Origin of the sequence: Pseudomonas sp. Q12-87 (assembly GCF_001269755.1) — a bacterium.
GTDB classification, from domain to species: Bacteria; Pseudomonadota; Gammaproteobacteria; order Pseudomonadales; family Pseudomonadaceae; genus Aquipseudomonas; species Aquipseudomonas fluorescens_S.
Genome location: NZ_LHVI01000028.1, coordinates 1 through 24,125 on the forward strand (window position 1 = coordinate 1; position 24,125 = coordinate 24,125).

Annotated in this window: 22 protein-coding genes; 12 read left to right on the top strand and 10 right to left on the bottom strand. The window is 61.1% G+C overall.

Translation table 11 applies throughout. The features are described from left to right. A partial coding sequence (locus AD663_RS19490) for a retention module-containing protein (RefSeq protein WP_157062728.1) occupies positions 1 to 1,938 on the bottom strand: 1,938 nt, incomplete at its 3' end. 452 nt (positions 1,939 to 2,390) lie between these two features. On the opposite strand from AD663_RS19490, the gene AD663_RS19495 reads away from it, so the two are divergent. The 3 genes from AD663_RS19495 to AD663_RS19505 all read left to right on the top strand — a co-directional run bounded on the left by AD663_RS19495 (position 2,391) and on the right by AD663_RS19505 (position 7,519). Next, the gene (locus tag AD663_RS19495) at positions 2,391 to 3,749 is read left to right on the top strand and encodes a TolC family outer membrane protein (RefSeq protein ID WP_003184125.1); all 1,359 of its coding nucleotides are present in this window, start codon (positions 2,391 to 2,393) and stop codon (positions 3,747 to 3,749) included. 29 nt (positions 3,750 to 3,778) lie between these two features. Further along, positions 3,779 to 5,938, top strand: a complete 2,160-nt coding sequence (locus AD663_RS19500) for a type I secretion system permease/ATPase (protein WP_053214380.1) — start codon at positions 3,779 to 3,781, stop codon at positions 5,936 to 5,938. Positions 5,939 to 6,154: 216 nt separating this feature from the next. Continuing rightward, positions 6,155 to 7,519, top strand: a complete 1,365-nt coding sequence (locus AD663_RS19505) for an HlyD family type I secretion periplasmic adaptor subunit (RefSeq protein ID WP_003184129.1) — start codon at positions 6,155 to 6,157, stop codon at positions 7,517 to 7,519. 146 nt (positions 7,520 to 7,665) lie between these two features. On the opposite strand, the gene AD663_RS19510 is transcribed toward AD663_RS19505, so the two are convergent. Both AD663_RS19510 and AD663_RS19515 read right to left on the bottom strand, forming a co-directional pair. After that, positions 7,666 to 8,262, bottom strand: coding sequence for a tRNA-uridine aminocarboxypropyltransferase (locus tag AD663_RS19510; RefSeq protein WP_003184131.1), 597 nt, complete (start codon positions 8,260 to 8,262; stop codon positions 7,666 to 7,668). A gap of 2 nt (positions 8,263 to 8,264) precedes the next feature. Beyond that, entirely contained in the window at positions 8,265 to 9,158 is an 894-nt protein-coding gene (locus tag AD663_RS19515; RefSeq protein ID WP_003184133.1) for a LysR family transcriptional regulator, read from the bottom strand. Between the two features lie 351 nt (positions 9,159 to 9,509). Between AD663_RS19515 and speB the strand changes: the two genes are divergently transcribed. The 4 genes from speB (at position 9,510) to AD663_RS19535 (ending at position 13,996) form a co-directional block, all read left to right on the top strand. Beyond that, positions 9,510 to 10,460: an agmatinase gene (gene speB / locus AD663_RS19520; protein ID WP_003184135.1), complete on the top strand. Its 951-nt coding sequence runs from the start codon at positions 9,510 to 9,512 to the stop codon at positions 10,458 to 10,460. Between the two features lie 9 nt (positions 10,461 to 10,469). Further along, the gene (locus AD663_RS19525; RefSeq protein WP_053214381.1) at positions 10,470 to 10,877 is read left to right on the top strand and encodes a nuclear transport factor 2 family protein; all 408 of its coding nucleotides are present in this window, start codon (positions 10,470 to 10,472) and stop codon (positions 10,875 to 10,877) included. Positions 10,878 to 10,929: 52 nt separating this feature from the next. Further along, positions 10,930 to 12,444: a cytosine permease gene (locus AD663_RS19530; protein ID WP_172680624.1), complete on the top strand. Its 1,515-nt coding sequence runs from the start codon at positions 10,930 to 10,932 to the stop codon at positions 12,442 to 12,444. A gap of 163 nt (positions 12,445 to 12,607) precedes the next feature. Further along, positions 12,608 to 13,996 (top strand): sodium:solute symporter, encoded by a 1,389-nt coding sequence (locus tag AD663_RS19535; protein ID WP_053214383.1) that lies wholly within the window; start codon positions 12,608 to 12,610, stop codon positions 13,994 to 13,996. 236 nt (positions 13,997 to 14,232) lie between these two features. Here the strand turns inward: AD663_RS19535 and AD663_RS29395 are convergent, their stop codons facing one another. After that, the gene (locus tag AD663_RS29395; RefSeq protein ID WP_003184145.1) at positions 14,233 to 14,361 is read right to left on the bottom strand and encodes a PA1414 family protein; all 129 of its coding nucleotides are present in this window, start codon (positions 14,359 to 14,361) and stop codon (positions 14,233 to 14,235) included. A gap of 139 nt (positions 14,362 to 14,500) precedes the next feature. Beyond that, positions 14,501 to 15,394, bottom strand: a complete 894-nt coding sequence (locus AD663_RS19540; protein WP_003184149.1) for a LysR family transcriptional regulator — start codon at positions 15,392 to 15,394, stop codon at positions 14,501 to 14,503. A gap of 103 nt (positions 15,395 to 15,497) precedes the next feature. Here AD663_RS19540 and AD663_RS19545 point away from each other — a divergent pair, with 103 nt between their 5' ends. Beyond that, on the top strand, positions 15,498 to 16,676 hold the full coding sequence (locus AD663_RS19545) for an MFS transporter (protein WP_053214384.1): 1,179 nt from the start codon (positions 15,498 to 15,500) through the stop codon (positions 16,674 to 16,676). Here the strand turns inward: AD663_RS19545 and AD663_RS19550 are convergent, their stop codons facing one another. Together AD663_RS19550 and AD663_RS19555 are read right to left on the bottom strand one after the other, a co-directional pair. Next, positions 16,677 to 18,131 (bottom strand): NCS1 family nucleobase:cation symporter-1, encoded by a 1,455-nt coding sequence (locus AD663_RS19550; protein ID WP_003184151.1) that lies wholly within the window; start codon positions 18,129 to 18,131, stop codon positions 16,677 to 16,679. A gap of 390 nt (positions 18,132 to 18,521) precedes the next feature. After that, positions 18,522 to 19,358, bottom strand: coding sequence for a S1 RNA-binding domain-containing protein (locus AD663_RS19555; RefSeq protein ID WP_033046200.1), 837 nt, complete (start codon positions 19,356 to 19,358; stop codon positions 18,522 to 18,524). 339 nt (positions 19,359 to 19,697) lie between these two features. Here AD663_RS19555 and AD663_RS19560 point away from each other — a divergent pair, with 339 nt between their 5' ends. From AD663_RS19560 to AD663_RS19570, 3 genes are all read left to right on the top strand, one after another. Beyond that, positions 19,698 to 19,886 (top strand): hypothetical protein, encoded by a 189-nt coding sequence (locus AD663_RS19560; protein ID WP_018607615.1) that lies wholly within the window; start codon positions 19,698 to 19,700, stop codon positions 19,884 to 19,886. Between the two features lie 196 nt (positions 19,887 to 20,082). Beyond that, positions 20,083 to 20,790, top strand: a complete 708-nt coding sequence (locus tag AD663_RS19565) for a TorF family putative porin (protein WP_003184154.1) — start codon at positions 20,083 to 20,085, stop codon at positions 20,788 to 20,790. A gap of 94 nt (positions 20,791 to 20,884) precedes the next feature. Beyond that, positions 20,885 to 21,751, top strand: coding sequence for a DUF6279 family lipoprotein (locus AD663_RS19570; protein ID WP_053214385.1), 867 nt, complete (start codon positions 20,885 to 20,887; stop codon positions 21,749 to 21,751). A gap of 125 nt (positions 21,752 to 21,876) precedes the next feature. On the opposite strand, the gene AD663_RS19575 is transcribed toward AD663_RS19570, so the two are convergent. Beyond that, positions 21,877 to 22,269 (bottom strand): hypothetical protein, encoded by a 393-nt coding sequence (locus AD663_RS19575; RefSeq protein WP_053214386.1) that lies wholly within the window; start codon positions 22,267 to 22,269, stop codon positions 21,877 to 21,879. Positions 22,270 to 22,456: 187 nt separating this feature from the next. On the opposite strand from AD663_RS19575, the gene AD663_RS19580 reads away from it, so the two are divergent. After that, positions 22,457 to 23,188, top strand: coding sequence for a thioredoxin family protein (locus tag AD663_RS19580; protein WP_053214387.1), 732 nt, complete (start codon positions 22,457 to 22,459; stop codon positions 23,186 to 23,188). A gap of 236 nt (positions 23,189 to 23,424) precedes the next feature. Here AD663_RS19580 and AD663_RS19585 read toward each other — a convergent pair whose 3' ends face one another. Together AD663_RS19585 and AD663_RS19590 are read right to left on the bottom strand one after the other, a co-directional pair. After that, positions 23,425 to 23,802, bottom strand: a complete 378-nt coding sequence (locus tag AD663_RS19585; RefSeq protein ID WP_343228933.1) for a HigA family addiction module antitoxin — start codon at positions 23,800 to 23,802, stop codon at positions 23,425 to 23,427. Next, the gene (locus tag AD663_RS19590) at positions 23,712 to 23,990 is read right to left on the bottom strand and encodes a type II toxin-antitoxin system RelE/ParE family toxin (RefSeq protein ID WP_053214388.1); all 279 of its coding nucleotides are present in this window, start codon (positions 23,988 to 23,990) and stop codon (positions 23,712 to 23,714) included. The genes AD663_RS19585 and AD663_RS19590 overlap by 91 nt, the downstream gene beginning before the upstream one ends. Positions 23,991 to 24,125: the final 135 nt, after the last annotated feature.

The following is a 24,125-nucleotide window of genomic DNA, read 5'->3' on the forward strand; positions in this document are numbered from 1 at the left end:
TTTGAAGTCCGCATCGGCGCTGTTGAGCGTGTAGGTGTAGGAGCCGTCGGCGTTGAGCACCAGGGTGCCGTAGGTGCCGGTGAACGTACCGGGCGTGATTGGGCCGGAGGCGACGTGGTCGGCGCCTTGGGTGTCGTTGGTTAGCACGCTGCCGGTCAGGGTCAGGTGGGTTTCCGAGGCGGTACCGTTGCTGTCGTCCACGGCTTTTGGCAGGTCGTCGACGATGTTCACGTCGAGGTTGCCGTTGGCGGTGGTGCCGTTGTCGTCAGTGACCACAACCGCAAACTGCTCACTGAGGCTGTTGGCGCCGTTGGCGTTTGGATGGGCTTCGTTGTCCAGCAAGGTGTAGCTGTAGCTCACGACGCCGGTGGTGGCGTTGTAGCCAGTAACGGTCAGGGTGTTACCCAACGCCGTGGTGATCGACTGAGGGAAACCGGCGGCCACACCGCCAGTGACGACGTTGATGCCACCGACGCTCAAGGTCTGCACCCCGTCCAGGGCCGTCACGGTGAAGGTGCCGTTTTGAGTCAGCGCTGGCGCATCGGGGCTGCTGCCGTCGCTGAGGTTTTTTTCCTGCAAGGAAAGCTCACCGCCCTCAGAGTCCAGGCCCACCAACACCACTGGGTCATCGTTGTTGTGGATTTGCAGCACCAGGTTGGCAGTGCTGGTGTCGCCATCGGCGTCGGTCAGGGTGTAGGCGAAGGTCTCGGTTCCACTTCCGCCACCGTGCAAGGCGACGAATTGTGGATCGCTGGTATTAAGGGTGTAGGTGTACGTGCCGTTGGGGTTGAGCACCAACGTACCGTAGGTGCCGGTGAACGTCCCGCCGATGATCGGCCCGCTGTCGGGCCCGACAGGAATACGGTCGGCGCCTTGGTGGTCGTTGGTCAATACATTGCCAGTGAGCGTAACCAGGGTTTCAGAGGCCGTGCTGGCGTGGCTGTCATCGATCGCTTGGGGCACGTCGTCGGTAATGTTGACGTCCAGGGTACCGGTGGCGGTATCGCCGTCGGTGTCGACTGCCACAACCGGGAATTGTTCGGTGATGTTGTTGGCACCGCCGCCTGCAGGATGGGTTTCATTGTCCGTCAGGGTATAGCTGTAGCTCACCACGCCGGTAGCAGGGTTATAACCGGTGATGGTCAACGTATTGCCCAGCGCCGAAGTGACGGATTGAGGAAACCCCGTGGGTACGCCGCCGGCGATGACGCTGATGCCACCGATGCTCAGGCTGCTCAGCCCGTCGGGAGCGGAGACGGTGAAAGTACCGCTTTGCACCAACGCCCCAGGATTGCTGGCCGAACCATCGGCCAGGTTGGCCTCGTTGGTGGTCAGTTCACCGCCTTCCACATTTACCCCATCAAGGGTCACAGGGTTATCCGGCGTTGGCGGGGTCACTGGCGGTACGGTTGCGTCATTGCCGTTGTCCGGCTCTGCCGCCAGGCGCAGCACTGGGAATTCGGGAATCCCGTTGAACCCGGCCGTGGGGAAACCGATCAGCGGATCGACCTGCCCGCCGACTTCTTCGAGCAGCACGAAACTGTGACCGCCGCCCAATCCTCCCGCTGCGTTACCGGCACCGGGGCCGGCAGCGGTGGCTTCGCCGGTCTGGGTCGGGTCGGCACCGGCGGCGATGGCTTGTTGCAGTTTCTGCACATCGGTCAGTTGCGCATCACTGGGAGCTGCAGCGTCCTGTGTGTCGACATGGGGCGCATGGTTGGCGAGCAACTGAGGAGTGAGGGTCAGATCGCTTCCGCGACCCAGCGTCAACGACTGGCCGTTCTGCAGATGCACCGCCACGGCCCCTTCGGCACCGGTGACCAGGTGTTCACCGGCATAGAGCCGATCGCCCTCAACCAGGGGCCGCCGCAAACCACCGGCCGCTTCTGCGAAAACCTGACCTACCACCTTGCTGACGGTACCGATGAGCGCTGCCATGTGCCTTTCCTCCGTTGCCAACCGCAGTCGGCACCTGTCTGGGTGAAGAATCCGTGCTTCGTTCGGCGATAAAAAATGCTGGAAAATCTGCCAGCTTTGACTGGGCAAGAAACGCTAGCTGTTTGCCACACCGACAAAAAACCGTCGCTCTAAATCGCCCTTTTCCTCGCCCGTTCGGCACTTCTTCACATCGCTTCGAAATATGAATGGAACTTTTATTTGACGTCTGAAAGCCGTCAGAACCCGCCAATTGAAAGGGTTTCGCTTTGAACAATGTGCCGGTTTTTTCCTAGGGCATAAGTTTTTTTCGGCATACCTGTTATGAGAAATTCTTCTTAGGCTTTCTCTAGAATGTTCTTAGCTGTGTTGTTACAAGGTTGAAACGGTTTTGATCTTTTTTACGTCAATATTTTGGCGACAGCCAAGCACTACGGACCAAGGAGATGCACCCCATGCGCGTTCTAACCCCCCTCTGCAGCGCGGTTTTGCTGGCCATGGCCTGCTCTTCTCAGGCGCAGGCCATGTCATTGACCGAAGCGATCCAGAGCACCATCGCGACTCACCCGGAGCTGGCACAACGGGTAGACAGTCGGCTGTCGGCCAATGAAGACGTCAAGGTCGCCAGGGGTGGCTTTTTCCCGTCGGTGGATTTGAACGCTGGTTATGGTCGCGGCTACAGCGACAACACCAATACCCGGGCGCTGGGCAACCATCACACCAATATCCTCACTTACACCCAGTCGGAGCTGCGCCTGCGGCAGATGATCTTCGACGGCTTCAACACGGCTAATGAAGTGGAACGCACCAAGGGAGTGGTCAATTCCCGGGCCTATTACGCCCAAGGCACCGCTCAGGATCTGGCGCTGCGCACCATCGAGGTGTACCTGGAAGTGCTCAAGCGCCGCGAACTGGTGACCCTGGCCAAGAACAACCTGCAAGCGCACCTGCGGGTCAACGACCAGATCGGCCTGCGTACCCAGCGCGGCGTGGGCAGCAATGCCGACTCCGACCAGTCCAATGCCCGTCGGGCCCTGGCGGAAAACAACTTCGATACCGCCGAAGTGGACCTGGCCGACGCCGAGGCAAACTTCTACAGCGTGGTCGGGCGCATGCCCGATGAACTGGAAGCACCGCCCTCGACCAAAGGCGAAATTCCTGCTGACTTGCGCGAAGCCCAGCAAAGCATGGTGGATAACAACCCGTACCTGAAATCGGCCCAGGCCGACATACAGTCCGCCGAAAGCCAGTATGAAGTAGCCAAATCGCCGTTCTATCCGCGTTTCGACGCCGAGGCGGCGGTAGGCGCCAACAACAACATCGGCGGCGAAGAAGGCCATGACAACAACTGGCGGGTCGGTGTGGTGATGAACTACAACCTGCTGCGCGGCGGCAGCGACAAGGCGCGGCTGGCATCCAATGCGCATCAGATCAACCAGGCCATGGACATCCGCAACAACGCCCTGCGCCAGCTCAACGAAGACACGCGCCTGGCCTGGAACGCGATGACCAACGCCCGCAAGCAGACCCCCACCGCGCGCGAATACGCCGACACCACCGCCCGCGTGCGCGCGGCGTACCAGGACCAGTTCGGCCTCGGCCAACGGACCCTGCTCGACCTGCTCGACAGCGAAAACGAGCTGTACAACGCTAACCGTCGCTACACCGAGGTGCGTTACACCGAGGAATACTCGATGTACCGGGTGCTGGCGAACATGGGCCTGCTGTTGCACAAACAACGGATCGTGCTGCCGGCCGACGCAATCGCCCAGACCGAAGTCAAAAACCAAGCACGGCTGCCCGAACTGAAGTAGCCCCGCCAAAAAAAGTGGGAGCGATCAACGTGACCAGCATGGAACCCGCAACGCCCGGCGCCGACCCGCGCCTGAATTTCGATGATCCCTTGCTGGACGGACTGTTGATCCTCTGCAAACTCCATGGCGCGACAGCCAGTCGTGCCAGCCTCAGCGCCGGGCTTCCTATGGCGCACCAACGTCTGAGCCTGGACCTGCTGCCGCGCGCAGCGGCCCGGGCCAGTTTGCAGGCGCGATTGCTGCGCCGCGACCTGGGCGACATTTCGCCGCTCAACCTGCCGGTGATGTTGATCCTGGCGGGAGGCCGCTGCGCGGTGTTGCGGCGCTGGGGCGAGGACGGCAAGGCGCTGATCCTGCCCAGCGAAGCCGATGGCGGCGAACAATGGGTCAGCCGCGAGGAACTGACCGCCAATTACAGTGGCCAGGCGTTATTCGCCCGGCCACGCCATGAACTCGAAGACCTGCGTTCGCCCCTGGTGCCGCGGGTCGAGGCGTGGTTCCGCGACACCTTGAAACTGTCGCGCTGGCTCTACAGCGACGCGATCCTGGCGAGCTTCCTGATCAATCTGTTGGGGCTGATGGTGCCGCTGTTCGTGATGCAGACTTACGATCGCGTGGTACCGAACCAGGCCACCTCAACCCTGTGGGTGCTGGCCGTGGGGCTGTTGATCGGCACTGGCTTCGAACTGGTATTGCGGGTGGTGCGTGCGCACCTGCTGGACACGGCCGGCAAGAAAACCGACGTGATTCTTTCCGCCACTCTGTTCGAACGCATCACCGGCATGGCGATGAAAGCCAAGCCGGTGACCATCGGCGGATTCGCCCAGAGCATCCACGACTTCCAAGGCCTGCGTGAATTTCTCACGGCGGTGACCCTCACCAGCCTGATCGACCTGCCCTTCGCCCTGCTGATGCTGGTAGTGATCGGCCTGCTGGGCGGCTGGCTGGTAGTGATTCCGGTGGTGGCGTTTCCCATCACGATTGTCTTCGCCATGATCATCCAGATACGCCTGCGCGACACCGTACAAAAAAGCCTCGCCCTCGGTGCCCAGCGCCAAGCGTTATTGATCGAAACCCTCGGCGGCCTGGAAACCCTCAAGGCCTGCAGCGCCGAAAGCGAACGCCAGCACCAATGGGAAAGCACCCATGGCGCCCTCACCCGCCTGGACAGCCATGCGCGCAACCTCTCGGCGTTGGCGACCAACGGCACCTTGTTTCTGCAACAACTGGCGGGCATGGCAACCATCGTCACTGGCGTCTACAGCATCATCGCCGGCAACCTCAGCGTCGGCGCGCTGGTGGCCACCTACATGCTTGGCAGCCGCGTGCTGGCTCCGCTCGGGCAGATCGCCGGGCTGATCACCCGTTACCAGCAAGCCCAGCTCACCATGCGCAGCACCGATGCCTTGATGGCCTTGCCCCAGGAACGCGATCCCAAGCAGCGGCCCCTGGATCGCACTCAATTGCAGGGTGCACTGGACGTCAACGGCGTGACCTTCCACTACAACGGCCAGAACGCTGCGGCACTGGACAATGTCAGCTTCAGCCTCAAGCCCGGCGAACGGGTCGGCATCATCGGCCGCAGCGGCTCGGGCAAAAGCACCCTGGCGCGCCTGGTGATGGGCTTCTATGCACCGGAGGAAGGCCAGTTATTGCTCGATGGCCTGGACCTGCGGCAACTGGATGTCGCCGACCTGCGCCAACAGATCGGCTATGTCGCCCATGACCTGCCGCTGCTGGCCGGCAGCCTTCGGGACAACCTCACCCTCGGCGCCCGCTATGTCAGCGACGGGCGCATGCTCGAAGTGGCGCAAATGACTGGGGTCACCGAATTGGCCCGCCAGCATCCCCAAGGCTTTGACCGCCCGGTGGGCGAGCGTGGGCAATTGCTGTCCGGCGGCCAACGCCAGGCCGTACTGCTGGCCCGCGCCCTGCTGCTCGACCCGCCGATCCTGCTGCTGGACGAACCCACCAGCGCCATGGACAACAGCAGCGAAGACGCCTTGCGGCAGAAACTCCATACCTACGTGCAAGGCAAGACGGTGCTGCTGGTCACCCACCGAACTTCAATGCTGAGCCTGGTGGACCGTCTGGTGGTGCTGGATAACGGCCGAATCGTGGCGGATGGGCCCAAAGACGTGGTTATCGATGCATTGCGCAAGGGACGGGTGGGGTCTGCGGCGGTTTAACAACTCATCCGACACCTGTAGGGCCGGGTACTGCTTTTGTGGCGAGGGAGCTTGCTCCCGCTGGGCGGCGAAGCAGCCCCAAGGCCATTCACCTCGCCGTGTCAGGTAGACCCCGTCGGCTGGTTTTACGACGGCTTCGCCGCCGAGCGGGAGCAAGCTCCCTCGCCACAAGAGCAGTGCTCGGCTTTATTTCCTTTAACCAACGGGTATCGCCCCATGTCTGCTCAAGCACCGGATCCAGTCGCCCGAAGCTACTTCGGCAGTTTCAGCAAAAGCGCCGAGAGCGAGTTCATGCCGGAAACCGCCGGCGCCGCGTTACAGGACTCCCCCCGCCGCTCGCGCGTCACCGTATGGCTGGCGGCCGGGTTGATCATCACCGGGCTGGTGTGGGCCAAATTGGCCGTCTTGCAGGAAGTCACCACGGGCGAAGGCAAGGCGATTCCGTCGAGCAAGGTCCAGGTGATCCAGAACCTGGAGGGCGGCATCGTCACCGAGATTTTCGTCCGTGAAGGCCAGATGGTGAACAAGGGCGACACCCTGCTGCGCCTGGACGACACGCGGTATCAATCGAACAAGGGCGAAAGCGAAGCCGACCGCTATGCCTTGACTGCTCAGGTCGAGCGCCTGTCGGCCGAAGCCGAGGGGCGGCCCTTCAAGCTTTCGGCGGAGGTGATCGCCAAGGCCCCGCAAGTGGCCGAGGACGAGCGCTCCCTGTACGAACAACGCCAGCGGCGCCTGGCCAGCGAACAACGGACCCTGACCGAGCAACTGCGGCAGAAGACCCAGGAGCTCGCGGAGTTTCGCTCCAAGCAAGGCCAGTTCAGTTCCGCCCTGGCATTGCTTCAGGAAGAAATGAACATGTCCGCGCCGCTGGTCGGCACCGGGGCGGTGTCACCGGTGGAAATCCTGCGGCTCAAACGCAGCGCCGTGGAGATTCGCGGCTCGCTCAATGCCACGACCCTGGCCATCCCACGGGCCGAATCGGCGATCAATGAAATCAAGAGCAAGATCGACGAATCGGAACAGACCTTCCGCTCCGACGCGGCCAAGGACCTCAACGAGAAACGCACCGAACTGTCGAAAATCACGGCATCGAGCATCGCCATCGACGACCGCGTGACTCGCACCACGGTGGTCTCGCCCGTGCATGGCGTGATCAAGCAACTGAAGGTCAACACCATCGGCGGCGTCGTGCAGCCAGGCAGCGACATGCTGGAAATCGTGCCCCTGGAAGACAACCTGCTGATCGAAGCCAAGGTCCGCCCCCAGGACGTGGCCTTCCTGCACCCGGGCCAGAAAGCCATGGTCAAGTTCAGCGCCTACGACTACACGATCTACGGCGGGCTCAGCGCCAAACTCGAACTGATCGGCGCCGACACCATCACCGACGACAAGGGCAACAGCTTCTATCTGATCCAGGTGCGCACCGATAAAAACCACTTGGGCGGGGATGCCAAACCGTTGCTGATCATCCCGGGGATGGTGGCGACGGTGGACATTATTACCGGGCAGAAAAGTGTCTTGGATTATCTGCTCAAGCCGGTGTTGAAGGCGCGGACCGAGGCGATGCGCGAGCGTTGATATCCTCGGAAAAATTCGTTGTTTGATAGGCCGCCTTCGCGAGCAAGCCCGCTCCCACATTTGATCTCCTGTGTACGAAAATTCATGTCCGTCGCAGATCCATTGTGGGAGCGGGCTTGCTCGCGAAGAGGCCCGCAAGAACAACCTCATTTTTCAGCATGATTACGCCGAAAAACCTCCTCCCCCATCGCCGCGATCTGCCCCTCGATCAACGCCTCGAATGGCCTCAGCAAAGGCTCAAAACTGATCGGCGCCTCTAGGGTCTGCAACGCCTGGACAATCGCTTCCACCGTCGACAACGCCCCCGGCCCCGGCGCCTTGCGCAAGCGGTAACGGGACACGCCACCTTCGGCCAGGGTCACCCTCGGCAACGCCGCCAGCAGCGGATTGAGGTGCAGCAGCTTGCGCGCCTTGCGCCAGGTACCGTCGGGCACGACCAATAGCAGTGGATCATCCGAGGGGGCATAGGCCTGCATCGGTTGCGCGTCTTCACCCGGAAACAGCAAGCGCGCCTGATAACCCGGTTGATTGAGCAACCCAGGCAAATCCTCGAACACCTCGCCCACGATCAACTCGGCATTGTTGAGCCCCAGGGCTGCCAGTCGGGCAGTGTTCAAGGCATGGTTCACTTCGCTGGGATGCTGCAACAGCAAGACTCGGGTGCGGCTGTCGAGGCTGGGGATCAACGGGCAGAGGCAATGGCTTTGCGGTCGCTGGCAGCGCGGGCATTGGATTCTGGACATGGTCAGGCCTGATTCAGTTGAGCTTTGAGCAAATCACGGAACGTCTGGATCAACGGTTCGCGGCTGCGGCCACGGCGCACGATCATTGAAAACGGCGCCTGGTAACCGAAGGTCGCCGGCAACAGCACGCGCAAATCGCCCTTGTCGACCCAGGCCTGGGCGTAGTGCTCGGGCAGGTAACCGACGTAGGCGCCTGAGAGCACCAGGATCAGTTGCGCCTCCATGCTTTCCACCGTCGCCGCGCTGTGCTTGAAGCCATGGCGGGCCAGTTCGGCCTGGCTCCAGTAACCGCGCCCGACCATGCGCTGCTGGGTAATGACTTGTTCGGGAATGCGCCGCTCGTTGAACAGCGGGTGGCGGTTGCTGCAATACAACCAGTGTTGCTCGCGGTACAGCGGCATGTAGACCAGCCCGCTCATGCGCGTGGAAAACGCACCGATGGCCAGGTCCAGACGGTTGTCCTGCACGCCGAGTTGCAACTCATAAGGGCTCATGACCGACAGGTGCAGGTGCACCGCTGGATGTTCCTGGCTGTAGGCGCCGATGGCCTCGGCGAACGGCAGGGCTTTGTCGCTGACGGTGGAGTCGATCACCCCCAGGTTCAGCGTGCCGCGCAATTCGCCCTTGAGCGCTGCGGCGTATTGCTCGAAGCCTTCGAGCTCGCCCAACAGGCGCAGGGTTTCCTGATGGAACAACTCGCCCTTGCTGGTCAGGCTGAACCCGCCTCGGCCGCGATGACACAGCACCAGGCCGAGGGCCGATTCCAACTGGCTCATGTAAGTGCTGATGGCCGACGTGGACAGGTTGAGTTCGTGCTGGGCATTGGCGAACCCCTGATGCCGGACCACGCTGACGAAAATGCGCAGCAGTTTCAGGTCGGGTAGAGCGTTGGCCATCAGATGCTCCTGAACGCTGGATGTATGGAGTTGCAGAGGCCTATGTGGCGAGGGAGCTTGCTCCCGCTCGGCGGCGCAGCCGTCGCAAACCCTGGCGACGCAGTCTGTCTGACTCACCGAGGTGAATGGTTTTGGGGCCGCTTCGCTGCCCAGCGGGAGCAAGCTCCCTCGCCACAGGGGCACCACGTCCACCAGGCCACACGGAGTACTGCACTGATTGGGAGTCTATCGCCCCGCCCGCCATTAGTTTAGAAAAATCTGAACTAAGTATTTGCCCCCAGCGATTCTTCACCGCAACGGCTTTTCGCAGAATCGGCCCCTGATAAATAAAACAACGATGAGGCCCTACCCGTGGACAAGATTCTTCACCAACCACTGGGCGGCAACGAAATGCCGCGCTTCGGCGGCATCGCCACCATGATGCGACTCCCCCATTTGCAAACCGCTGCCGGCCTGGACGCTGCGTTCGTCGGCGTGCCGCTGGACATCGGCACCTCCCTGCGCGCCGGCACCCGCTTCGGGCCGCGCGAAATCCGCGCCGAATCGGTGATGATCCGCCCCTACAACATGGCTACCGGCGCCGCGCCGTTCGACTCCTTGTCGGTGGCGGACATCGGTGACGTGGCGATCAACACCTTCAACCTGCTGGACGCGGTGCGGATCATCGAAGAGTCGTATCACAAGATCCTCGAACACAACGTCATCCCCCTGACCCTGGGCGGCGACCACACCATCACCCTGCCGATCCTGCGCGCCATCCACAAGAAACACGGCAAGGTCGGCCTGGTGCACATCGACGCCCACGCCGATGTGAACGATCACATGTTCGGCGAGAAGATCGCCCACGGCACCACCTTCCGCCGCGCCGTGGAAGAAGGCCTGCTCGACTGCGACCGCGTGGTGCAGATCGGCCTGCGGGCCCAGGGCTACACCGCCGATGATTTCAACTGGAGCCGCAACCAGGGGTTTCGTGTGGTCCAGGCCGAAGAGTGCTGGCACAAATCCCTGGCCCCGCTGATGGCCGAAGTGCGGGAGAAAGTCGGCGGCGGACCGGTGTACCTGAGTTTTGATATCGACGGCATTGACCCAGCCTGGGCTCCTGGCACCGGCACTCCGGAAATCGGTGGTCTGACCACCATCCAGGCGATCGAAATCGTCCGTGGTTGCCAGGGCCTCGACCTGGTCGGTTGCGATCTGGTAGAAGTCTCGCCGCCGTACGACACCACCGGCAATACCTCGCTGCTGGGCGCCAACCTGCTGTACGAGATGCTCTGCGTACTGCCCGGCGTGGTTCATCGCTGAGGTGCGCCCATGAACGAACAGGAGCAGGTTCTACACGCCGCCGCCGAGCTGGTATCGGCCTTCGCCCGCAATGACCGCGCCGCCTACTTTGGCGCGTTCACGGCCGACGCGAGTTTCGTGTTCTACACCCTCGAACAGCCGTTGCTGTCCCGTGACGCTTACCAAGCGTTGTGGGATCGCTGGCGGTCCGAGGATGGCTTCGAGGTGCTCAACTGCACCTCGAGCAACGCCTTCGTCAGCCTCCAAGGTGACGTGGCGATTTTCATCCATGACGTAGCCACCGAGCTGCGCATGCAAGGGGAGCGACACTTTAGCCAGGAGCGCGAAACCATTGTGTTTCGCCAAGAACAACAAGGCCTATGGCTGGCCTGCCACGAACATTTGTCCGCAATGCCGGAAGGGCTGCCATCCCCTTAGCCAAAACAGGCGACGCTCACATTCGATGAGCGCGCCTCGATGATCGGAGCAGATCATGAATAACAATAACGACAACAGCCTTACGCAAATCGAAACCTTCGGCGTCGAACAGATCCCGGACCACGAACGAACTGCCGGCCCGGGAGACCTGTTTCGCCTGATCTTCGGCGGCGCCAATACCTTCGCCACCGCCGTACTCGGCAGTTTCCCAGTGCTGTTCGGCCTGTCGTTCCAGGCGGGCGTCTGGGCAATTGTGCTGGGCGTGTTGGTCGGTTCGATCATCCTCGCCCCCATGGGCCTGTTCGGCCCGCTCAACGGCACCAACAACGCGGTGTCTTCCGGTGCGCACTTTGGCGTGCACGGGCGGATCGTCGGTTCGTTCCTGTCGCTGCTGACCGCCATCGCGTTCTTCTCGCTCTCGGTATGGAGCTCGGGTGACGCATTGATCGGCGGCGCCAAGCGGCTGGTCGGCGTCCCGGAAACCGACCTGAGCCTGGGCCTGGCCTACGGCCTGTTCGCCCTGCTGGTATTGACGGTGTGCATCTATGGCTTTCGCTTCATGCTGTGGGTCAACCGCATCGCCGTATGGGCAGCGAGTCTGTTGTTCCTGCTGGGCATCCTGGCCTTCGCGCCGACCTTCGACAGCCAGTTCGCCGGCACGGTCAGCCTCGGCCAACCGGGCTTCTACGCCGCTTTCATCGGCGCGGCGCTGGTGGCCATGAGCAACCCGATTTCCTTCGGCGCGTTCCTTGGCGACTGGTCGCGGTACATCCCGCGCAACACGCCCAAGCACCGCATCATGCTGGCGGTGATTGCCGCGCAACTGGCGACGTTGATCCCGTTCCTGTTCGGCCTCGCTACCGCCACCATCGTCGCGATCAAGGCGCCGGACTACATCGCCGCCAACAACTATGTGGGCGGATTGCTGGCGGTTTCGCCGAGCTGGTTCTTCCTGCCGGTGTGCCTGATTGCCGTGATCGGCGGCATGTCCACCGGCACCACGTCGCTGTACGGCACCGGTCTGGACATGTCCAGCGTGTTCCCTCGGGTCCTGTCGCGGGTCAAGGCGACGTTGCTGATCGGCTTGCTGTCGATTGCCTTCATCTTCATCGGGCGCTTCGCCGCGAACCTGGTGCAGAGCGTGTCGACGTTCGCCGTGCTGATCATCACCTGCACCACACCGTGGATGGTGATCATGATCATCGGCCTGCTGGTGCGACGCGGCTTCTATTGCCCCGACGACCTGCAAGTGTTCACCCGTGGTGAAACCGGTGGACGCTACTGGTTCAGCCACGGCTGGAACTGGCGCGGCCTGGGAGCGTGGATCCCCAGCGCATTGGTCGGACTGTGCTTCGTCAACTTGCCGGGGCAGTTCGTCGGGCCGCTGGGCGAGCTGGCCGGCGGCATCGACATCAGCCTGCCGGTGACCCTGGGCCTGGCTTCGCTGGTGTACCTGGTGCTGCTTGGGCTGTTCCCAGAGCCGGCGGCGGTGTATGGGCCGCAGGATCCGCGTAGCAAGGACTTTTCGGTGCCTATCGATAAAGCCTCCCTCAGACAGACCGCCTGACCTGAGCCAACGAAATATATGTGGCGAGGGAGCTTGCTCCCGCTGGGCTGCAACGCAGCCCTTAATCGCGACTGCTGCGCAGTCGAGCGGGAGCAAGCTCCCTCGCCACAAGGGCATCAATCAGCCGCCCTCACTATAAAAAAGACAATCGGAGACCCTCATCATGGCTTTGGATTTTATCGTCGTTCTTCTCTACGCCACCGGCATGATCGCCCTGGGCTGGTACGGCATGCGCCGCGCCAAGACCCGTGACGACTACCTCGTGGCCGGGCGCAACCTGGGCCCGGGCTTTTACCTGGGCACCATGGCGGCCACCGTCCTGGGTGGCGCGTCCACCATCGGCACCGTGCGCCTGGGCTACGTCCACGGCATTTCCGGTTTCTGGCTGTGTGGCGCCATCGGCCTGGGCATCGTTGGCCTGAGCCTGTTCCTCGCCAAGCCGTTGCTCAAACTGAAAATCTACACCGTGACCCAGGTGCTGGAGCGCCGCTACAACCCGGCCGCTCGTCAAGCCAGCGCACTGATCATGCTGGTTTACGCGCTGATGATCGGCGCCACCTCGACCATCGCCATCGGCACCGTAATGCAGGTGCTGTTCGGCCTGCCCTTCTGGGTTTCGATCCTGGTGGGCGGCGGTGTCGTCGTGCTGTATTCCACCATCGGCGGCATGTGGTCGCTGACCCTCACCGACATCGTGCAATTCTTGATCATGACCGTTGGCCTGGTGTTCCTGCTGATGCCGATGTCCATCAACGACGCGGGCGGCTGGAATGCGATGGTGGCGGCGTTGCCGGCCAGCTATTTCGATTTCACCGCGATTGGCTGGGACACCATCCTCACCTACTTCCTGATCTACTTCTTCGGCATCTTCATCGGCCAGGACATCTGGCAACGCGTTTTCACCGCCCGCAGCGAAGGCGTGGCCAAAGTGGCCGGCACCGCCGCCGGCCTGTACTGCGTGCTGTACGGCCTGGCGGGCGCGTTGATCGGCATGGCCGCCAAGGTGTTGCTGCCGGACCTGGAAAACGTCAACAACGCCTTCGCCAGCGTGGTGCAGACCAGCCTGCCCAGCGGCATTCGTGGGCTGGTGATCGCCGCGGCCCTGGCGGCCCTGATGTCCACCGCCGCGGCTGGCCTGCTGGCAGCATCCACCACGGTGGTCCAGGACTTGCTGCCGCGTCTGCGCAACGGCCGGGAAAGCGGCAGTGGCGACGTTCATGAAAACCGTATCGCCACCTTGTTGATGGGCGCCGTGGTACTGGTTATCGCCCTGGTGGTCAGTGATGTCATCAGTGCCCTGACCCTGGCCTACAACCTGTTGGTGGGCGGCATGCTGATTCCGCTGATCGGGGCCATCTACTGGAAACGCGCCACCACCGCCGGTGCGATTACCAGCATGTCGCTGGGCTTCCTGACCGCGCTGCTCTTCATGTTCAAGGACGGCCTGGACGCCAACACGCCGATCTATTACAGCCTGAGCGTGGCGCTGGTGAGTTTTGTGCTGGTGAGCGTGTTGTCGCCGCGTGCGAATGTGGTGGCGAAGGCGATCTAACCGGTACGACGCAGTACCCGTGGCGAGGGAGCTTGCTCCCGCTGGTGCGCGTAGCGCGCCCAAAGCCAGGCGCCTCGGTGTGTCAGAAAGGACGGAGGAGCTGATTGGGGTCTGCTTCGCAGCCCAGCGGGAGCAAGCTCCCTCGCCACAGATTGCATACAAAATAAAGATCGCAGTCTTCGGCCGTCTCGTTTGAAACGGTCGAAGACTGCGATCTCTCCAATATTCGGGTGTATTTACCGACGACGCGGCTGGCGGCGACGTTGTTCGTCATCCGTGCGGATCGGCACCGGTTGCAATGGCGGTTCGATCAGGCCAAGCGCGACACCGAGGTCGTGAAGCCAGTTCTGGATTTTCTCTTTCATCGTGGTGCCCCCTCAGGGTGGTACGAGCGGCAGAATGCTATGGCCCCTTCGCTCTGATCATAGTCCGATGTGCTACGCAATGCTCGTCTGTGTTTGCAATGATCTGTTACTGAATTGATCCAAATCCAACGCCGGGAGTTCAAGCCGATTTTGCCGCCAATAGGGGCGCTCGCGGCCAAGCCTGTTGTTGCAATTCGATCCAAGCGTTCAGGTTGGCCCCGACCATGCCCTTGCGCCACATCAACCATGTCGTCGCGCTGGCAAACGGCTCCGCCAGCGGATGCACCGCCACTCGCTCGCGGCCTGGCAGGCTGGCCAGCATCGACTCGGACATCAGCGCCACCCCGGACCCGGCGATCACACACGCCAGCATCCCCGGGTAGGACTCAATCTCCATCGCCCGGCCCATGCTCGCATGGTCATGGGCAAACCAGGCCTCCAGCCGCATGCGGTACGAACAGCCCTGGCGAAAGGTGAACACCGAACGCCCCTGCACATCCAAAGCGCTGCGCACCGGCGGATGATCGGCCTCGGTGATCAGCACCAAGCGCTCGTCACAGAGCGGCACGCCATCCAACCCCGCCAGTTCCAGCGGACCGTCCACCAGCGCGGCATCGAGACGGCCGGTCAGCAAGCCTTCGAGCAACTCACCGCTGGGCCCGGATTGCACTTGCAAATTCACCGCCGGATACGCGCGGTGATAACCGGCCAGCAGATCCGGCAAATGAATCGCCGCCGTGCTGTACATCGTGCCCAGCACAAAATCGCCGGCGGGTTGCCCACCCTGCACGGCCGCGTGGGCTTCGTCATGCAAGGCGAAAAGCTTGGTCGCGTAGTCCAACAGGACTTTTCCCGCCGGTGACAACTGCAAACGCTGACGCTCGCGCAGGAAAAGATCCACGCCCAATTGCTCTTCAAGCTGCTTCAGCCGGGTCGACAGGTTCGACGGCACCCGGTGCAAGCGCTCGGCGGCCCGGGTGATGGAACCTTCCTCGGCCACAGCCTGGAATATCCGCAGTTGGCTGAACTCCATAACCTTCTCCAAAAAAGAACAAGTTACTAACTATTATTCATTTTTAATGAAAGTCAATCAGTCCTAGCCTGACGGTCATTCGCCTCAATGCTGGAGAACGACCATGTCACCTCTTATTCGTCTGCTCGGCAGCTTCATCGCACTGATGATGGCCATGGGCATCGGCCGTTTTGCCCTGACGCCCCAGTTACCTCATTTGATCGGCGAAGGTCAGATCGACTTGACCGCCGCCGGTCTGATTGCCGCCGCCAACTACCTGGGCTATTTCCTCGGCGCGCTGGACGCCATGTTCGCCCGTCGTCCGGAACAGGTGCGCCGACGACTGCTAGGCGGCCTGTGGCTCTGTGTGCTGCTGACCCTGGCATCGTTCTGGGCGTGGGGATTCTGGCCGCATCTGGCGCTGCGCTTCGGGACCGGGGTGGCGAGCGCCTGGGTGCTGGTGATGATCACGGCCCTCAGCCAACCTTTGGCAGCGGCGGCCGGACGGCCACGGCTCGGCGCACTGGTGTTTGCCGGCCCGGGGCTGGGGATTTTCCTGACGGGTTTGCTCGCCCTGGGATCGAACCTGCTGGGCCAGCGTTCCGCGATTTTGTGGCTGGTGTATGCCGGCGTGGCCTTGGCGATGTTGCTGATGATTTTGCCAATCCTGCCGCAAACCAGTGCAACCGCGGCGGTAGCTGTGGCGGCGCCGCCCACCTCTTCGCCAAACCGTGGCATCGCCCGGCTCGGCGTGGTGTACGCCTTGTACGGCGTGGGTTACATCATTCCGGCGACGTTCCTGTCACAAATGGCCTCGGCGCAGTTCCACGGCCAATGGCAGGCGGACCTCTTTTGGCCCTGCTTCGGCTTGGCCGCCGCCATCGGCGTGCTGCTGGTGAGCTTGCGGCGGCCGGCCTCGAACACCACAGCATACTGGCTCATCGGCACGCTTTGGCTGCAAGCCGCCGGCGTATTTGCCTGCCTGCTGGGCAGCGGACCGGGCCTGGCGCTGGGCGTGATCCTGTGTGGCACGCCGTTCCTGGCTTGCATGCAACTGGTAATGCAGCGCTCCCGGGAACTGGCTCCCCACGCCACCCAGCGCAACGCCGGGCTGTTGACCGCCTGCTTTGCCGTGGGCCAGCTCAGCGGCCCGCTGCTGGCGGCGCTGAGCAGCCATTTCAACGGTGGCTTGCAGCCGGCGCTGATCGTTGCCGGCAGTGGCTTGGTACTGGCCGGCGGCTTGCTGCTGCGGCCCGTCCAGCAAGGCGCGGCGAGCCGATGCAGCCAAACCGCCCTGCGCTGATCAGGCCTGGCCGGCAGCGCTGAGGGTTTTGTCGAGGAGCGTGGCCGGCTCGCGCCGCGCCAAGGCGAAATACAACACCCCGCCGAGGAAGCAACCGGTGAACCAGGCGAAATTGGCCATCGGTTGCAGCACGGGCGTGAAGGTGATCGCCACACCCATCAGCGTCGCCGGAAGCAACGCCTTCACGGCGGTCCAATTGACGCCGCCGCTGTAGTAATACCGCCCGCTCGGCCCGTCATTGAACAGCGCATCCACGTCGATCTGCTGTTTTTTGATCAGGTAATAATCCACCAGCAGGATGCCGAACAACGGGCCGATAAACGCCGCCAGCACGTCCAGGGTGTAGTGAATCACCTCAGGATTGTTGAACAGGTTCCACGGCGTGATGAACACCGATGCCACGGCGGCGATCATGCCCCCGGCGCGCCAGCTGATCTTGCTGGGGGCGACGTTGGCGAAGTCAAAGGCCGGGGACACGAAATTGGCGACAATGTTGATGCCGACGGTGGCGGTCACAAAAGCGAAGGCGCCCAACAACACGGCCACATTGTTGTCGATACGCGCCACGGTGGCGATCGGGTCGTGAAGCATTTCACCGAATACCGGCAAGGTCCCGGACACAATCACCACCGTCACCAGGGAGAACGCCAGGAAATTCACCGGCAGCCCCCAGAAATTGCCCCGGCGCACGTCAGACATGCTTCGGCAATAACGGCTGAAATCGCCGAAATTCAGGGTCGGGCCGGAAAAGTACGACACCACCAGCGCCGTCGCCACGATCACCTGGCCGAACGCCTGCCAGCCGGACAGCGACTTTTCCGCCAGGGTGAAGCTGATGTTGCTCCAACCGGCCTTCCAGACAATCCAGCCGGCCAGCAAAAACATCACGGCGTACACCACGGGCCCGGCCCAGTCGATAAAGCGACGGATCGACTCCATCCCCGTCCAGAACACCAAGGCCTGTACGCACCATAGGCTGAGGAAACCGAACCAACCCAGGTAGGACAAACCGGCAAAATGTGGCGTCGCATAAACTTCCATTGCCGGGAAAAACCGCAGTACCACAATGATCAGCGCGCTGGAGGCCAGGTACGTCTGAATCCCGTACCACGCCACGGCGATCAAGCCGCGGATCACCGCAGGAATATTCGCCCCGAACACCCCAAACGCCAGCCGACAGATCACCGGGTACGGCACCGCCGCTTGCTGGCTCGGCCTGGCCACCAGGTTGGCGATCAGTTGCACAATGCAGATCCCACCCAACAAGGCGATCAACACCTGCCAACTCGCCAACCCCAACGCAAACAGGCTGGCGGCAAACACATAGCCACCGACGCTGTGCACATCACTCATCCAGAACGCGAAGATGTTGTACCAATTCCATTTCTGCGGCAGCGGGCCCAGGTCTTCGTTATAGAGGCGGGGGCTGTAGCCGTTGGGCAATTGCTCGGACATTGCGGGGCTCCTTTTGAGTACCGCCGTGCCCCCGGGTCGACCTGCTCACCATACTGCGCACGGGAGCCGGCATGGTTTGTATACGCGTTGCTACGCAGAATGCGTGCCATAGCGGCTAAATGTGAGACAAGCCGGGGTGTGCAGCGACGGTTAAAGCCGGGCAAGAGCAGGCATGCGCCCACGAAAAGGGCGCGGGTGCATGCTAAAGGTGCAAGATTTTGTATACAGCGAAGGTCAACCTGTGGCGAGGGAGCTTGCTCCCGCTGGGGCGCGAAGCGGCCCCTTCGAACATGCCACCTCGGTGTGTCAGCTTGGATTGAGTGCACCTGGTTTGGGGCTGCTTCGCAGCCCAGCGGGAGCAAGCTCCCTCGCCACAGGAATTGTGTGCAGTTAGCTCAATTCGATGCGATCGGCATGAATGACAATTTGCCCATTCTTGTACAGCGCACCAATGGCTTTCTTGAAGTTGCCCTTGCTCACGCCAAACAGGCTGCTGATCAGCACCGGGTCGCTCTTGTCACTGACCGGGAGGGTGCCGTTGTTCTCGCGCAACTTGGCGAGGATCTTGGCGTTGAGGCTGGTGGCGGCTTCCTGGCCCACCGGCTGCAGGCTCAGGCTGATCTTGCCGTCCGGACGGATTTCCTTGATGAAACCTTTTTCCTGTTTGCCGGCACGCATGAACTTGAAGATTTCGTTCTTGTGGATCAAGCCCCAGTGCTTGTTGTTGATGATCGCCTTGAAGCCCATGTCGGTGGCTTCGGCAACCAGCAAATCGACTTCCTGGCCCGGCGTGTAGTTGGCCGGCGTCTTGTCCAGATAACGATCCAGGCGCGCCGTGGCGGTAATGCGGCGGGTGTGTTTGTCGAGATAGACGTGCACTACACAGTATTCGCCTGCGCTCATCTGACGCTTTTCTTCGGAGTACGGCAGCAACAGATCCTTGGGCAGGCCCCAGTCCAGGAACACACCGATGCTGTTGACTTCAACCACTTTCAGGCTGGCAAATTCACCGACCTGGACTTTTGGTTTCTCTGTGGTTGCGATCAGTTTGTCGTCGCTGTCCAGATAAATGAAAACATTGAGCCAATCTTCATCTTCACTGGGAATATCCTTGGGGATATAACGATTGGGCAGCAGGATCTCGCCATCCGCACCGCCATCCAGATATAAACCGAAGTTAGTGTGTTTAACCACTTGCAAACTGTTGTAGCGCCCGACTAAAGCCATTTCCAATACCCTCATTGCGTGGGCGGCATTCTACCCGGTTTTGCCGTGCGATTCGTGGCTGCCGGCAAGGTTTGCCAGGCAAGCCCAGCGCAGCCATTGATTTTCCTGGGTTTTTGGTCAGTGCCCGGCCATTCGTCAGCCAGATAGCGGTTCGTACCGCGTGCCATCGGCGCCAGGTTTTTTCTGAGGTTGTTATTTAAAACAGTGGGTTAGGCAATAATTGCAGCATAAATCGGCGCTGCATCAATCGTGGGCACGAATAATTCAGGAGGATATTTGCCAAGCTATTGTCAAGTATTTCCTGTACTATGCCTGGCCCAATTAATTATCTACAGGTTAATGGCCGTCATGCGCGTAAAAGCATCCAACAGCAAAGCAAAGCCAGCTCCAGCCGTTGAAACCAGCGAGTCGATCAACGACCAGATCGCTGCGTTCCTCAAGTCCGGCGGCGAGATCCAGCAAATTGCCAAAGGCGTCAGCGGCCAGACATTCGGCCCGTCCAAGCAGATCAGCCTGGGCAAAAAGTAACCTGCGCGTCACCTGGTCCCAAAGCGCTTTGAGCTTCGAAGCGCTTGGACTGGAAGCCCTCTCCGCCCTCTTCATTTTCCATCAATCGACGAACGGCCTTCGCTGCCGAGCATTCGCCGGTATCCTTGCACCTCTCTAGCTCAAGCGTTTCAGCTTACTGACCCTTCCTGCTCCTCGCTATTTCATGGAGTGAAGCATGCGTATTTCCATTGTTCTGCTGATCAGCCTGCTGTCCTGCTCGCTGGCTCACGGGCAGGTGTTCCAGCGCGAACTCGGCGACTTCGACCTCAAGCTCGGCACCACCCCCAGCCGCAGCATGGCCGAGGGCCTGGTCACGCCATCGAGTACCGGCTCGTTTCATGGTGGGTTGGACCTGAGCCACGACAGCGGCTGGTACGTCGGCCAGTGGTCACCCAGCGCCGGCTACTCTGCTGACCTTGAGGTCGATTCCTACATGGGCTTTAAACAACCCTTCGACCAGACCCTTGGCTACGAAGTCGGCCTGATCCACTACAGCTATCCCACCGCCGATACCCTCGACAGCCAGGAGTTCTACGGCGGCCTGACCGTGCTCGGCAGCCGCTTCGGCGCAGCCCTGAGCAACGACCCGGACAAACAGAACAGCACGTTGTTCGCCGACCTCGGCGGTAATGTGCCGTTCGGCATCGGAGTCAGCGCCAAATACACCACCCACCAACTCAATACGCCGGTCTCGGTCGAGAACGGTTATGTAGGCAGCTTCAGCGACTGGTCGTTGAAAATTTCCCGTCCATGGAGAGGGATCGACTTGGACCTGATCTACAGCGACTCAAACCTGCGTGGCAGCAGTTGCTCGGCATATTCGGGCCACAACAGTGAATGCGACAGCCTGCTGACCCTCAAGATGGCGCACCCTTTTTACTAAGCGTTACTCATTAGTCGGCTGAACTGCCGCGCGCCTGCGATGCTCAAACAAAACAGCTACACCTTCGCAACCATGCCCTCGCAAGGACTCGCTCATGTCGCGCTGGTTAATACGTACCGCCATGCTCCTTACCCTGCTGCTGAGCGTCACGGCCTGCAGCCGCATCGGCCTGGCCTATCGCAACCTCGACCTGATCATCCCTTGGACCCTCAATGATTACCTGGACATCAAGGGCGAGCAAAAAGACTGGTTCAACGAACGCCTCAAGGAACACCTGACCTGGCACTGCACCACACAACTGCCCGGCTACCTGGACTGGCTGGACCGCCTGAAGACCATGGTGCAAACCAATCAGGTAACCGACGAAGCCCTGCAACAGCGCACCCGGGAAGCCAAAGCCGCCATCGCCGAAACCGCCCGGGAAATCACCCCGTCGGCCATCGAACTGCTGCAAGGCTTGAGCGACGACCAAGTCGATGACATGGACGCCGCTTTCGTCAAAGACCAGCGTAAACGCCAGCAGCAATACCTCAAGCCGACCTTGCAGGAGCAGATCCAAGAACGCAGCGAGCGCATGGAAAAGCGCCTGAACGACTGGCTCGGCCCGCTCAACATTGCCCAGCGCCAGCGAGTCGTGGCCTGGTCAACGGCCCTGGGCGACCAGAACCAGCAATGGATCGCCAACCGCGCCCATTGGCAGAACCAGTTCAGCGCAGCCGTGGCCCAGCGCCACAGCCCTGACTTTCCGAAACGCATCGAGCAACTGCTGGTCAACCGCGAAAGCCTCTGGACCCCGGCTTATCGAGAGGCCTATGACAAGACCGAAGCCCAGGCTCGTAGCCTGTTGGTGGACCTGATGGCCGAAAGCACGCCGCCCCAGCGGGAGCAGTTGCTGAAGAAAATCGATGGGGTGAAGAAGGATTTCAGTGATTTGAAGTGTTTAAAAGCGACACGATCTTAAAACCAACACACATCCCCTGTGGGAGCGGGCTTGCTCGCGAAGGCGGCACATCAGCAGGAATAACTACTGACTGACACACCGCCTTCTCGAGCAAGCCCGCTCCCACAGAGGTCTGTGTTTAGCTGTCAGGCAATCTGCGCCTTGGACGCGAGATCATCAAAGGTAAACTCATCCAGCGCATCCTCCTGCTCATCCAGCACCTGGCGCGGATGATCATTGCCCGGAATGCTGCTGTCGATCAGGCTCAACAACCGCGAGCCACGAGGCGTCAGTACAAAGTTCTCGCCATTGCCGCCCTCTTCCTCCGGCCGCGGCTCGATATAGCCGCGCTCCAGCAGTAACTTTTCGTACTCCCCGGCGACCGCTTTCAGATGATCGAGGTTCTCGATCTCCTCGCCTGCGGCTGCCTTCTGCGCCGCATACTGCTCCGCGTAAGGGCGAGGGGTGAAGCTGTGGCCGGCGCCGTTCTGCACTTCGTGCAACAACCGTTCGATCAAGTCCCAGTTATAAGTCGTCATCCTGGTCCATCCTCCAAAGAGTGAGATGCGTACTTAGGTTGTGACCGAGGCGCTACGCCGCCGTTCAGCCGGGTTTCCGGGCGGTCTATACCTTGAACCGACCAACGGCCTGTCGAATTCACCGAAGGCCAAACGACCAGTTGCTGAAGCGCCCACTCAGCGGCTCTGCCATATAGGAGAAATCACTATGAACGTAGAGAATCATCCAGTCGTCTCGCGGGAAGAATGGCTCGCAGCCCGTCGCCAGCACCTGGCCCAGGAAAAAGCCTTCACCCGCGAACGAGACAAACTCAGCGCCGAACGCCGCGCCCTGCCCTGGGTGAAGATCGACAAGCCCTACCGTTTCCAAGGCCCCCACGGCGAACTGAGCCTGGCCGACCTGTTCGGCGGCCGCAGCCAACTGATCGTCTACCACTTCATGTTCGGCCCCGGCTGGACACAAGGCTGCAAAGGCTGCTCATTCCTGGCCGACCACATCGATGGCGCCAACCAACACCTGGCCCACCACGACGTCGCCGTGGTGGCCGTCTCCCGCGCACCCTTCTCCGAGTTCCAGCCATTCAAACGGCGCATGGGCTGGGCCTTCGACTGGGTCTCATCGAACGGCTGCGACTTCAACCCCGACTTCGGCGTCACCCTCAATGCCGAAGACGTCGCAGCTGGAAAAGCCACCTACAACTACGAAAAATCCGACAGCACCGAAGGTGAACTCCCCGGCCTCAGCGTCTTCTATCGCAACGACGCCGGCGACATCTTCCACACCTACTCCACCTACGCCCGCGGCCTCGACATCCTGATCGGCACCTACAACTATCTCGACCTGACGCCCAAGGGCCGCAACGAAGAAGAAATCATGGACTGGGTGCGGCATCACGATAAATACGACGAGGCCAAGCCCCACGGCTGCTGCCACAGTTGATGCGCCAACCCGCACAAGTCGAGCGCGATCCCCGTGGCGAGGGAGCTTGCTCCCGCTCGACTGCGCAGCAGGCGCCTGCGCTGCCTGCCGACATAAATAGCGGGGTAATGAAAGGATGGGCAACCGAGGGACGCCTGTTTTCCAGACGAGAACCGGACCAGACTACGATTAAAAAGACAGGCCGATCTCGCTTGGTCTGTCTCGAATCCCCAACTCCGGCGACGTCTGGGGACGACTCAGGCGAAAGCGAGCTTTCTTACCTGCAACAAATCAACATGCTGACGAGCCACCCACAGATCGTAAGCATCCTGCATGGCCAGCCAACTCTCCGGCGAGCGGCCAAGCGCTACAGACAGCCGCAACGCCATTTCAGGCGAAACGCGGCTAGTGCCCTTCAAGACACGGCTCAGTGTCGAGGGGGCTACACCGAGTTTTTCTGCCAGCTCACGGCCGCTGATGCCGTTCGGTTCCAGATAAATCTCGGTAATAAACTCCCCAGGGTGGGGAGGGTTGTGCATGTTCATCAGTGGTAATCCTCGTAGTCCAGGACATAAGCGTTTCCGTCGCGAAACTCGAACGTCAGCCGCCAGTTGCCACTCACCATGACTGACCAGCGCCCACGCATTTCGCCTTTTAGCGGGTGAAGGCGGAAACCGGGAATGTCCATATCATCAATCGTCATGGCTGTATTCAAGGCCGCTAGCTGCATTCGTAGTCGCTTGGCATGAGCGGGTTGCATGCCTGCCGTACTGCCCGTTTCGAAGAGCTTGCGTAGCCCTTTGTGTTGAAAAGACTTGATCATGGGAAAGCCTAGCATGTTGCGCAACACGCAACAAAAATATGATGCCCCTCGAAACGCTCAAGATATTTATTTAACGACGAGCCAGATTGAGGGAGGATCGAAAAGGAAAACTATGAAAACGAGCGACTCGTAGGG